This is a genomic window from Bradyrhizobium sp. CCGUVB1N3 (genome assembly GCF_024199925.1).
Taxonomy (GTDB): domain Bacteria; phylum Pseudomonadota; class Alphaproteobacteria; order Rhizobiales; family Xanthobacteraceae; genus Bradyrhizobium.
Genome location: NZ_JANADR010000001.1, coordinates 1487034 through 1498632, shown reverse-complemented (window position 1 = coordinate 1498632; position 11599 = coordinate 1487034). Strand labels below are relative to the sequence as shown.

The following is an 11599-nucleotide window of genomic DNA, read 5'->3' as shown; positions in this document are numbered from 1 at the left end:
GCCGATAACGCCAGAAGCCGCGTTCGGTTCCATAGCAGGGGAAGGATGGGGGCGGCTAGTTGCCGGACTGGCCGGCCAGATACTGTTCCAGCCAGTGGATGTGATAATCGCCGTCGATGATGGCGGGTTCACGCACCAGAGCCCGGAACAGGGGCAGCGTGGTCTCGATGCCATCGACCACCATCTCGTCCAGCGCGCGGCGCAGCCGCATCAGGCATTCGGTGCGGGTCTTGCCGTGCACGATCAGCTTGCCGACGAGGGAATCGTAATAGGGCGGGATCGTGTAGCCCTGATAGACGGCCGAATCGATCCGTACGCCCAGGCCGCCGGGCGGGTGGTACTGCGAGATCCGGCCGGGCGAGGGCCGGAAGGTCTGCGGGTGCTCGGCATTGATGCGGCACTCGATCGCGTGCCCGATGATCTGGATGTCCTCCTGCTTCGCCGGCAGGTCGCCGCCGGCGGCAATGCGGATCTGCTCCAGCACGAGGTCGATGTCGGTGATGCTCTCGGTGACGGGATGCTCGACCTGGATGCGCGTGTTCATCTCGATGAAGTAGAACTCGCCGTCTTCAAAGAGGAACTCGATGGTGCCGACGCCGAGATACTTCATCTCGCGCATCGCCTTGGCACAGGTTTCGCCGATCTTGGCGCGCGCGGCTGCGGAGAGGACGGGCGAGGGGCCTTCCTCCCAGACCTTCTGGTGACGGCGTTGCAGCGAGCAGTCGCGTTCGCCGAGATGGATCGCGCCGCCGCGGCCGTCGCCGAGGATCTGGATTTCGATGTGGCGCGGCTTCTTCAGGTATTTTTCCAGGTAAACGGACGCGTCGCCGAAGGCAGATTTCGCCTCGTTGGCGGCCGTCGACAGCGCCAGTAAAAGGTCTGCCTCGCTGTGCGCGACCTTCATGCCGCGGCCACCGCCACCGGCGGCAGCCTTCACCAGCACGGGGAAGCCGATCTCCTTTGCGATCGCCATCGCGTCGTCGTTGGGACCGACCGCGCCGTCGGAGCCGGGCACCACGGGGATGCCGAGCCTCTTGGCGGTCTTCTTGGCCTCGATCTTGTCGCCCATCAGGCGGATGTGCTCGGCCTTCGGGCCGATGAAATGCAGATTGTGCTCGGAGAGGATTTCCGCAAAGCGCGCATTCTCCGACAGGAAGCCGTAGCCCGGATGCACCGCATCGGCGCCGGTGATCTCGCAGGCCGCGAGCAGCGCGGGAACGTTGAGATAGCTGTCCTTCGACTGCGGCGGCCCGATGCACACGCTCTCGTCGGAGAGGCGGACATGCATCGCGTCCGCGTCGGCGGTGGAGTGCACGGCGACGGTCGCGATCCCGAGCTCCTTGCAGGCCCGCAGGATGCGAAGGGCGATCTCGCCGCGATTGGCTATGAGGATCTTGTCGAACATGGTGCCTCAGCGGGCGAATAGCGAGCAGCGAATGGCGAATGGCAGGACGGCAACCATTCGCTATTCGCCATTCGCCACTCGCTTATTCAATGATGACCAGCGGCTCGCCGAACTCGACCGGCTGGCTGTCCTCGACCAGGATCTGCGTCACGGTTCCGGCGCGCGGTGAGGGGATCTGGTTCATGGTCTTCATCGCTTCGATGATGAGGAGCGTCTGACCGACCGAGACCTTGGAGCCGACCTCGATGAAAGGCTTTGCGCCCGGCTCGGGCGCCCAATAGGCGGTGCCGACCATCGGCGAGGTGACGGCGCCGGGATGTTTCGAGAGATCCGCCGGTGCTGCGGCAGCAGTCGCCGCGGCAACGGCCGCGACAGGGGCCGCGATGACCGACGTCGGCACGGCCGCAGTAACGCTGACGTTGCGCGCGACGCGCAGGCGAAGCCCTGCGCGCTCGATCTCGATCTCGGTGAGGCTCGTCTCGTCGAGCAGGGTCGCGAGTTCGCGGATGAGCGCGGAATCCTCGCTGGAAAACTTTGCGGCTGCTTTATCGTCTGGCTGGCGCGCCATGATCTTGATTCCGAACCTTCTGTTTGAAAGGGGCGTCAGGCTTTGGGCTTGATGCCGAGCTTGGCGGCAAGGCCCTGGATCGCGAGGCGGTAGCCCTCGATGCCGAAGCCGCACAGCGACGCGAAGGCGGCGCGGGCGGTGTAGGAATGGTGACGGAAGCTCTCGCGGGCATGGATGTTGGTGACGTGCACCTCGACGGTCGGGATCTGCACCGCGAGCAGCGCATCGTGCAGCGCGATCGAGGTGTGCGAATAGCCGCCGGCGTTGATGATGATGCCCTTCATCTTGCGGGCGTGGGCCTCGTGGATGAAGTCGATCAATTCGCCTTCGCGGTTGGACTGCCGGCAGTCGGCCTTGAGGCCAAACTTCGCCGCGGTCTCCCGGCACAGCGTCTCGACATCGGCGAGCGTCGCGTGCCCGTATTTTTCCGGTTCGCGCGTCCCCAGCATGTTGAGGTTCGGCCCGTTGAGGACGAGGATCGTGTCGGTCGCAGGTTCAGCCATTGAAATCCCGGCAGGTACTTTGGCGAAGGTGGCGGGGGTTATAGGTAACAAAGGGGCTTAGGGGAAGCCTTGAAGGACCTCCTGTGGGGTCTCAGATAGCTCATCCGGACTGCAAAAAGCTGTGCGGAAGCTACGGAAATTGCTTGTTAACCAGTCCAAAGCATGGCTGCCGCCCAAAGCAAAGGGCGGGCATTGCTGCCCGCCCCGGAGGGTAGTGCGGCTCGTCCTTAGACGTTCAGGACGGCCACGATCTCATAGGTGACGGGATCGATGATCACGATCTCATCGCGGACCAGGACGTACCTGTAGCTCCGCCATTCCGGATAAATCGTCACGACGCGGGACGGCAGGGCGTGCAGCTCGATGCCCTCACGCGGAATCCGCGTGCCGACCGAAACCGAGAAGTTCACGTTGCCGACCGGAGCAACCTTCTCCTCGCGGATGACCGAGGTGATCTGCGTGCGCTGCTCGGTCGAGAGCTTGGCTCCAGCAGCCGCCTGGCCGGTGGTCTGCGTCGACGTCGAAGCACCGGTCTGGCCCTGGCGGTTCTCGCTAGCGGCCGTGCCAGACTTGGTTTGCGTCTCCGAGCTCATGCCCTTCGACTTGTCGTGCTGACCCTGGGCGCGTTCGTCCGTGCGTTGGCCCTTCGTTGCACCCGACTTCTCCTCAGCCGTCGGATTCTTGTGCATCGTGCCCGAGGACTTCTCGTCCTTCATCGCGCCTGAAGATTTCTCTTCCGCGCCGGACTTCATCGACCCGCCGGCCTGTCCGACCGTGCCCTTCTCCTTGCCCTGGGACTCCTTACCCGTGGCGCCATGCTCGGCTGCGCCGGTCGAGGGCTGCGAATGCTGCTGCATCTGCTGCGATCCGCCGGAGCCCTGCTCGCGGTTCATGCCTTGCGCACTGGCAAAGCCGGTTCCGGCGACAAGCGCGAGCGCGGCAACCGAAATCATAAAGCGATTCATCATCGAGTTCTCCTCACGTGTGACTGCGTCATTGCCCGCGCCGACAACGAAAGGAGAAATGAGATGTTCCGAAACTTCAGTGGTTCCGCGACTTTTGTTTGTTGAATGCGAGATGAATGGTCGCGCCAAGATCCTGACAACAAAAAAAGGCCGGCAAAAGCCGGCCTTTTTGCAGTGTTCGGATAATCGAAATCTGGAACTAGCAGGTCGCCTTGCCGCAGCGTGCGACGCCGATCTTTTCCTTCAGGCCGTCGAGGCCGATGGCGCCGACCACGATCTGCTTGCCGATCACGTAGCTCGGCGTGCCGTTCATGCCCATCGCTTCGGCGAGCTTGAAGTTCTCCTCGATCGTGGCACGCACTTCCGGATTGGCCATGTCCTTCTCGATCTTCGCGACGTCGAGACCGGCTTCCTTGGCGGCGGCAAGCGCGTGCGCCTTGTCGGCCTGGCCGCGGCCGCCGAGCAGCTTCTGGTGGAAGTCGAGATATTTCTTGCCGGTGGGATCCTGCATGCGGACGGCAACCGCAACCTGCGCCGCCTCGACCGAGCCCTGGCTCAGCACCGGAAATTCCTTGAGCACGACCTTCAGCTTGGGATCGGCCTTCATGAGGTCGAGCATGTCGGTCATCGCGCGCTTGCAGTAGCCGCAATTGTAGTCGAAGAACTCGACGAAGGTGACGTCGCCGTCCTTGTTGCCGAGCACGACCTGGCGCGGCGAGTTGAAGATCGCATCCGCATTCTGCGCGATGCTTGCTTCGTGCTTCTGCGCTTCGGCGGTTGCCTGGCGCTTGCTGAGCTCGGCCATCGCATCCTCGAGCACCTCGGGATGGCTGACGAGATAGTTCTTGATGATCGTCTCGATGTCGGAGCGCTGGGCGTCAGTGAAGCTGTCGGCCGAGGCCGGCCCGGTTGCGCCGAACACGGCGAGCGCAAGCAGGGCGGGTAAGATCAGGCGCAGCGAAGGCATTGGCAAATCCTCTGGTCGAAAGCAGGTTTCGGAAAACATCCCGGCCGATCTAACGTGGCCGCGCCGTGACGTCTTGGTGTCAGTCGTTGTGTCGATGTCGTTCTGATCGTCTAATTATTGCGTGGCGGTTTTGACGCCACGATGTCATCGGCCTTGACCCAGCCGGGCGTGCCGATGGCGAAACGGGTTTTTGCGCGCGTCGCAAGCTCGCGTGCGGTCTTGTTGTCGCCGCGCAGGTAAGCTGCCTGCGCCGATGCCAGATCGGCCTCCGCATAGTCCCCCTTGCGGCCAAAGGCCATGGCGAGCTGCGTGTAGCCGAGCGGCGCCTCCGGCTCCCGCGCCACCGCGGCACGGAGAATCCGGATCGCTTCGTCCGTGTAGGACTTATTATCAGTTCCGACCAGAGCCTGCCCAAGTAACATCTCGATGAGCGGGGCGTTGCCGGAGAGCTGTACCGCCTTGCGCAGGGCAGGGATCGCTTCCGCCGGCTTGCCGCTCTCGAGCAAGGCCTGGCCGCGCACCTCGTAGAAATACGGGTTGTTCGGCTGCAACTGGATCAGCGCGTCGATCTGGGCCAGTGCGCTGCGCAGATCGCCGTGCAGATAGGTGCTGATGGCGCGGGCATAGCGTGCGGGCAGGCTGTCGTTGGTCAGCGGATAGCGGCGATAGACGGTCTCGGGCCGCTCCATGAAGGCGGAGACCTTGGCGCGAACCATGTCATGGCGGGCCTGCAGCGCCGGGTCGTCCTTCTTGTCCCAATACGGGCTGGAGCGGGCGAACTCGGCGAGCGCCTCGACGCGCTCGGCCGGCATCGGATGCGACTGCAAATAGGGATCGGCGCCACGCGCGGCGAACAGGCTCTCGCTGGTGAAGCGCTTGAAGGTCTCGTACATGCCCTTCGGCGACTGCTGGGTCGCGGTCAGGAACTTCACGCCGGCGCGGTCGGCGTTCTCCTCCTGCTGGCGCTGATAGGACAACAGCGAGCGGCGGATCATCTCCTGCGGCCCGGCGACGGCGGCCGCGCCGGCATTGGCGAGACCGTTGTTGGCGTTGCCGCTGCGGGCGCCTGCGACCATGGCGCCGGCGCCGAGCAGCATGGCGATGATCATCTGGGTCTGGGCGCTAGCCAGCTCCAGGCGGAGCTTGGCGAGATGGCCGCCGGCCAGATGCCCGGTCTCGTGCGCGAGCACGCCGATCAGCTGGTTCGGCGTTTCCGACTGCATGATCGCGCCGTAATTGACGAAGATCCGGCGGCCGTCGGCGACGAACGCATTGAACGATGCGTCGTTGATGATCACCATCTGGATGTTCTGCTTCTCCAGACCGGCGGCGCGCAGGATGGGCCTGGTATATTCGCGCAGCAATTGCTCGGTCTCGGTGTCGCGCAGCACCGGCGGGCCCCTGGGTCTCTCCTGCGCCTTGATCGCCGGGAGCGGCGCCAGCACCATGGCGGTCGCAGTCACGATGGCGGTGAGAGCGGAGGCCTTCTTGCGCAAAGCGAGTTGGAGCAACATCGATCGGTCTTGAAATGCAGTTTTGTGATTGGTCTTGGCGATTGGCGTCGGACCGGATACGGGCTATGCCCTAATGAGCCGCACAATGCGGCCAGTCTGGGGCGCGGGCGCCCCGTTCCCGGCCCCCCTGGGGGTTCCGGACCGGAAGCGAAATAGCAGATATTGATGGCCGATGCGATATTGAGGAACCGGCTGGAGCCCTGGCTGACGCCATCCCGCCGCAGTGACGTTCCCCCCTTCATGGTGATGGACGTGATGGCGGCGGCCGCGCGCATAGAGGCGGCCGGCGGCCACGTCATTCATATGGAGGTCGGCCAGCCTGCCGCGCCGGCCCCGAAGACCGCGATCGCGGCCGCCCACAAGGCGCTGGACACTGCGCGGATCGATTATACCTCCGCGCTCGGCATCTCCTCGTTGCGCGAGCGCATCGCGCGCCATTATCGCGACGCCTATGGCTGCGCGGTGAGCCCCGAGCGGATTGTCGTCACCACCGGGTCTTCCGGCGGCTTCATCCTGGCCTTCCTTGCCCTGTTCGAGCCAGGCGACCGCGTCGCGGTGACGGTGCCCGGCTATCCGCCTTTTACCGCCATATCCTGACCGCGCTCGGCTGCGAGCCGGTGCCGATCGAGACCACCAGCGAGACCCGTCACGCCTTGACCGGCGAGGCGCTGCTTGCCGCCCATCGCAAGGCGCCGCTCAAGGGCGTGCTGGTCGCAAGCCCCGCCAACCCCACTGGAACCATGATGTCCGGGGAGGCGCTGTCCAGCCTGATCGCGGCCGCGGAGGGCGCCGGCATCCGCTTCATCTCGGACGAGATCTATCACGGCCTCGATTACGCATTCCCCGCGGTCACTGCGGCTGCGCTGTCGGACCAGGCGCTCATCATCAATTCGTTTTCGAAATATTTTTGCATGACCGGCTGGCGGGTCGGCTGGATGGTCGTGCCGGAGGTCCTGGTGCGGCCGGTCGAGCGGCTCCAGCAGAACCTGTCGATCTCGGTGCCGTCGCTGTCGCAGATCGCGGCAGAAGCAGCCTTCGACGGCGCAGCCGAGATGGAGGAGATCAAGCACGGCTATCAGGAGAACCGCCGCATCCTGATCGAGGGGCTGCCCAAGGCTGGCCTGACCAAGTTCCTGCCCGCCGATGGCGCATTCTATCTCTATGCTGACGTGTCGGATTTCACCTCCGACAGTTTCGAGTTCGCCAAGCAGATGCTGGAGCAGGCCCATGTCGCGGCCACGCCCGGCATCGATTTCGATCCCGTGCACGGCCGCTCCTTCATCCGCTTCTCCTATGCGAGATCGGCGGAGGAGATGCGGGAAGCAGTTGACCGGATCGCTCACTGGCTTAAATAGCCCGCCAGTTTTCAAAAGAGCCTTCCGGAGTTCAACTTGTCCGACAGATCGCCTGCCGCCGTGCCGCATTTTCCTCTCGCCGCCATCGTCTGGCCGGTCCAAAGCGGCGAGGCGGCGGGCGCTCTGCGCGCGCTCGTGCTGGTTGCGCTTGGAACGACTTTGATGGCGCTGTCAGCCAAGGTCAGCCTGCCGCTGCCCTATGTGCCAATGACGTTGCAGACCCTGGTCGTGCTGATGATCGGCGCCGCCTATGGCTGGCGCCTCGGTAGCGCAACCATGATCGCGTATCTCGCGGAAGGCGCGATCGGCCTGCCGGTGTTTGCGGGCCCGGTCGGCGGCCTCGCTCCGCTTATCGGCCCCACGGCCGGCTATCTGTTCGGTTTCGTCGTGGCGGCCTTCGTCACGGGCTTTCTCGCCGAGCGGGGCTGGGATCGCAGCGTGGCCTGGCTGTTCGCGGCCATGGCCATCGGCCACATCGTCATTTTGGCGATGGGTTTCGCCTGGTTGGCGTTCGGCCTCGGGCTTGGCGCCGCCAAGGCCTGGCAGGTCGGCATCCTGCCGTTCATCGCCGCGTCGCTGGTCAAGAACGGGCTCGGGGCGACCTTGATGCCGGCCGCGCGCCGGGTCATCGACCGCCGCCAATAGGCGGCCAACGGCCGAGCAGTTCCATTTGACTCGGCCCGCCAAGTTGATCTTGGCTAGAACCAAGAGAGTTAAGGGGAGGGAGCAATGACGACGACAACGATGACTGCGGGCGCGCCGGCCGCAAAGGCCGCCGCCAAGCCGTGGTACAAGGTTCTCTATGTCCAAGTGCTGATCGCCATCTTCCTGGGCGCCATCGTCGGCTGGTTGTGGCCCTCGGTCGCTACCAACGACTGGATCAAGGCGATGGGCGACGGCTTCATCAAGCTGATCAAGATGGTGATCGCGCCGATCATCTTCTGCACCGTGGTCTCGGGCATCGCCCACATTCAGGACGCCAAGAAGGTCGGCCGCATCGGCGTCAAGGCGCTGGTCTATTTCGAGGTCGTCTCGACCTTCGCGCTCCTGATCGGGCTCGTCGTCGGCAATCTCGTCAAGCCGGGCGCAGGCTTCGGCAGCGCGGCGGCCAACGCCCAGGCGGTGGCCAACTACGCCAAGCAGGCCGAGGGACAGAAGAGCGTCGACTTCATCCTGCACATCATCCCTGACACCGTGGTCGGCGCCTTCGCGCAAGGCGAGATCCTCCAGGTGCTGCTGTTCTCGGTGTTGTTCGGCTTCGCCATCATGGGCCTCGGCGAGCGCGGCCATACGATTCGCAGCTTCATCGACGATGCCGCCCATGCCGTGTTCGGTGTCATCTCGATCGTGATGCGCGCGGCGCCGATCGGCGCATTCGGCGCAATGGCCTATACGATCGGCAAGTTCGGCACCGGCGCGATCCTCAACCTGATCGGGCTGATCGCCACGTTCTACGTCACGGCGGCGCTGTTCGTGTTCGTCGTGCTTGGCATGATCGCGCGCTTTGCCGGCTTCTCGATCTTCAAGTTCCTGGCCTACATCAAGGACGAGCTGTTGATCGTGCTCGGCACCTCATCCTCGGAAAGCGCGCTGCCGTCCTTGATGGAGAAGCTGGAACGGCTCGGTTGTTCGAAGTCCGTGGTTGGCCTCGTGGTGCCCACGGGCTACTCGTTCAACCTCGACGGCACCAACATCTACATGACCCTGGCGACCCTGTTCATCGCGCAGGCACTCGGCGTCGATCTCACCTTGGGCCAGCAGATCACCATCCTGGTCGTGGCGATGCTGACCTCGAAGGGCGCCTCCGGCATCACCGGTGCGGGCTTCATCACGCTCGCCGCGACCCTGGCGGTGGTCGATCCCCGGCTCGTGCCGGGCATGGCGATCGTGCTCGGCATCGACAAGTTCATGAGCGAATGCCGCGCGCTGACCAATCTCTGCGGCAACGGCGTCGCCTGCGTTGTCGTCGCCTGGTGGGAAGGCGAACTCGACCGCGACAAGCTCAATGCGCGGCTGAGCCAGCAGATCGATCCGACCGACCTGGAGACGGCGCTCACGACGGACTGAGCTGCAAGCTGATCGCAACGGCGCCTCGCGCCGCTACGCCTTGAAGTGACAGGGCTGGTCGACATGGTCGATCAGCCCTTGCTGTTTTGCCAGGCATCCAAAGTGACGGAATTTTCGCGCTCGCCCGTTTAACCCCCATCGGGATTTCGGAGCGAAGGGCGGGCGGCATCGTGGGCAAGGCGGCGGTCGATCGGATTCTGTTGCAGGCGGTGGAGCATTACGAGGCGGGGCGGCCGGATCAGGCTGGCCTGTTGTGCGGCGAAGTCCTGAAGGCGCATCCCGACCATGTGCCGGCGCTGCATCTGTCCGCCGTGGTCGCTTTCGTAACGGACCGAGCGAGCGACGGGGCAAGCCTGCTGGGCCGCGTGTTCAGCCTCGATCCCGACCACGCGCCGGCCCTCGTCACGCTGGGCGATGCGCTTGCCGTGAAGGGCGAGCGGGACGGCGCGGTGGCGGCGTTTCGGCGCGCGCTGCTGCGGCGGCCACGCGATGCGGCTCTCTACAACAAGCTCGGCGTGGCGCTGGCCGAGCTGTCGCGCTTCGAGGACGCGGAAGGGGCTTATCAGCGCGCCATCGAGATCGATCCGCATCTGACCCGTGCGCATTTCAATCTGGCCGTTGCGCTGGCGGGGCAGGGGCGGCTCGCCGAGGCCGAGGACGCTTATCGTGAAACGATCCTGCGCGATCCAGCGCATCGCGGCGCCTGGCTCAATCTCGGCAATGTGCTTGCTGATCAGAAGAAGCTCGACGAGGCCGTGATGGCCTATCGTCGTGCCCTCGAAGCGGACCCCGAGGATCCGGGCCTGCTTTGCAATCTCGGCGCTGCGCTCTACCGCAAGGGCGAGCTCGATGAGGCGATCGTACACTATCGCCGCGCGACGGCGCTCGATCCGGACAATCTTCCGGCGCTGCGGTTGCTCGGTCTCGTCCTGCACGAGGCGGGCCATCTGCATCAGGCGGCCGCGACTTACCAGCGGACCATCGCGCGCGATCCGGCTGATCATGTGATCGTCAGCAATCTTGGCGCCTGCCTGTGCGAGCTCGGACTTTTCGATGAGGCCATCGCAGCTTGCGAGCGGGCGCTGGAGCTGAACGCCGATCACGCGCCAGCCCACACCAATCTCGGCATCATCTTCGAGAAGCAGGGGCGTGTCGAAGCTGCCGTCGCCGCGCATCGCCGCGCCGTCGCCGCCGATCCCGCCTACGCCAAAGGCCATGCGAACCTCGCGGTGGCGCTGCGTAACGCCGGCGAAATCGACGAGGCGCTTGCCGCCTCGCACCAGGCCATCGCGCTCGATCCGGAGCAGCCGCTCGCGCAATACAACCACGCGCATTTCTTGCTGATGAACGGCGACTTCGCCAGCGGCCTTGAAGCCTATCAATGGCGGCGCAGGTGCAAGACCCTGTCTGACGGCGATCCGACCTTCAGTGAGCCGGAATGGCAGGGCGAGCCGCTTGACGGCCGCGTGCTTCTGCTGTTCGCCGAATACGGGCTCGGCGATGCCCTGCAATTCGTGCGCTATCTGCCGATGGTGGCCGCACAGGGGGGCACCATCATCCTCCAGGTCCAGCCGGCGCTCGTCTCGCTGCTGCGCACGATGGAGGGTGTCACCGTGATCGCGCGCGGCGAGCCGCTACCGCCGTTCGATGTGCAACTGCCGCTGATGAGCCTGCCGCGCGTGTTCGGCACGACGCTCGACACGATTCCTGCGGACGTGCCCTATCTGCATCCGGATCCCGCAAGGCTGTCGCGATGGCGCGCCGCGCTCGATGGCGTGAGCGCCCTGAAGGTAGGCGTGGTCTGGGCCGGCAATCCCAGGCACAAGGGCGACGCGCAGCGCTCTCTGCCGGCAGAAGACGTGTTGCCGCACCTGATCACGCCTGACGTGCAGCTCTACAGCTTGCAGAAGGAGCCGCGCGAGGCTGACGTCCCGGTGCTGGCGGCGCTTGGCACTGACATCATCGATCTCGCGCCAGCGCTCGGCGATTTCGCCGACACAGCCGCAGCGGTTGCGGCGCTGGATCTCGTCATCGCGGTTGACACGTCGGTTGCGCATCTCGCCGGCGCGCTCGGCCGCCCCGTCTGGATGCTGCTGCCTTACGCGCTCGACTGGCGCTGGCTGCGCGATCGGGAGGATAGCCCGTGGTATCCGACCATGCGGCTGTTCCGACAGCGCAGGCCGCGCGAATGGGACGACCCACTGATGCGGATGTCTGCCGCGCTGGCGGTTCTCGCCGCGAAACGCGCTGGCTAA

The 11599-nt window shown here is 64.9% G+C and carries 9 protein-coding genes and 1 pseudogene; 4 read left to right on the top strand and 6 right to left on the bottom strand.

What is annotated here, in order from left to right; genetic code table 11:
* Positions 1–55 precede the first annotated feature (55 nt).
* From accC to NLM33_RS07035, 6 genes are all read right to left on the bottom strand, one after another.
* Positions 56–1405, bottom strand: coding sequence for an acetyl-CoA carboxylase biotin carboxylase subunit (accC, locus tag NLM33_RS07060; RefSeq protein ID WP_254095385.1), 1350 nt, complete (start codon positions 1403–1405; stop codon positions 56–58).
* An 82-nt stretch (positions 1406–1487) separates the two neighbouring features.
* Positions 1488–1973: an acetyl-CoA carboxylase biotin carboxyl carrier protein gene (accB, locus tag NLM33_RS07055; protein WP_254095384.1), complete on the bottom strand. Its 486-nt coding sequence runs from the start codon at positions 1971–1973 to the stop codon at positions 1488–1490.
* 35 nt (positions 1974–2008) lie between these two features.
* On the bottom strand, positions 2009–2476 hold the full coding sequence (gene aroQ, locus NLM33_RS07050) for a type II 3-dehydroquinate dehydratase (protein WP_254095383.1): 468 nt from the start codon (positions 2474–2476) through the stop codon (positions 2009–2011).
* A gap of 227 nt (positions 2477–2703) precedes the next feature.
* Positions 2704–3444 (bottom strand): DUF1236 domain-containing protein, encoded by a 741-nt coding sequence (locus tag NLM33_RS07045; RefSeq protein WP_254095382.1) that lies wholly within the window; start codon positions 3442–3444, stop codon positions 2704–2706.
* 196 nt (positions 3445–3640) lie between these two features.
* Positions 3641–4408 (bottom strand): DsbA family protein, encoded by a 768-nt coding sequence (locus NLM33_RS07040; RefSeq protein ID WP_254095381.1) that lies wholly within the window; start codon positions 4406–4408, stop codon positions 3641–3643.
* 110 nt (positions 4409–4518) lie between these two features.
* Positions 4519–5922: a M48 family metalloprotease gene (locus NLM33_RS07035; RefSeq protein WP_254095380.1), complete on the bottom strand. Its 1404-nt coding sequence runs from the start codon at positions 5920–5922 to the stop codon at positions 4519–4521.
* A gap of 165 nt (positions 5923–6087) precedes the next feature.
* Here NLM33_RS07035 and NLM33_RS07030 point away from each other — a divergent pair.
* From NLM33_RS07030 to NLM33_RS07015, 4 genes and pseudogenes are all read left to right on the top strand, one after another.
* A pseudogene (locus NLM33_RS07030) lies at positions 6088–7277 on the top strand (pyridoxal phosphate-dependent aminotransferase).
* Between the two features lie 84 nt (positions 7278–7361).
* Positions 7362–7922, top strand: coding sequence for a biotin transporter BioY (locus NLM33_RS07025; protein ID WP_371930105.1), 561 nt, complete (start codon positions 7362–7364; stop codon positions 7920–7922).
* A gap of 84 nt (positions 7923–8006) precedes the next feature.
* Positions 8007–9344 (top strand): dicarboxylate/amino acid:cation symporter, encoded by a 1338-nt coding sequence (locus tag NLM33_RS07020; RefSeq protein WP_254095378.1) that lies wholly within the window; start codon positions 8007–8009, stop codon positions 9342–9344.
* A 170-nt stretch (positions 9345–9514) separates the two neighbouring features.
* The gene (locus tag NLM33_RS07015; protein WP_254095377.1) at positions 9515–11599 is read left to right on the top strand and encodes a tetratricopeptide repeat protein; all 2085 of its coding nucleotides are present in this window, start codon (positions 9515–9517) and stop codon (positions 11597–11599) included.

Excerpts from the sequence above, each read along its gene's own strand:
- accC (WP_254095385.1), bottom strand. The coding sequence starts at position 1,405 with ATGTTCGACAAGATCCTCATAGCCAATCGCGGCGAGATCGCCCTTCGC.
- accB (WP_254095384.1), bottom strand. The coding sequence starts at position 1,973 with ATGGCGCGCCAGCCAGACGATAAAGCAGCCGCAAAGTTTTCCAGCGAG.
- aroQ (WP_254095383.1), bottom strand. The coding sequence starts at position 2,476 with ATGGCTGAACCTGCGACCGACACGATCCTCGTCCTCAACGGGCCGAAC.
- NLM33_RS07045 (WP_254095382.1), bottom strand. The coding sequence starts at position 3,444 with ATGATGAATCGCTTTATGATTTCGGTTGCCGCGCTCGCGCTTGTCGCC.
- NLM33_RS07040 (WP_254095381.1), bottom strand. The coding sequence starts at position 4,408 with ATGCCTTCGCTGCGCCTGATCTTACCCGCCCTGCTTGCGCTCGCCGTG.
- NLM33_RS07035 (WP_254095380.1), bottom strand. The coding sequence starts at position 5,922 with ATGTTGCTCCAACTCGCTTTGCGCAAGAAGGCCTCCGCTCTCACCGCC.
- NLM33_RS07020 (WP_254095378.1), top strand. The coding sequence starts at position 8,007 with ATGACGACGACAACGATGACTGCGGGCGCGCCGGCCGCAAAGGCCGCC.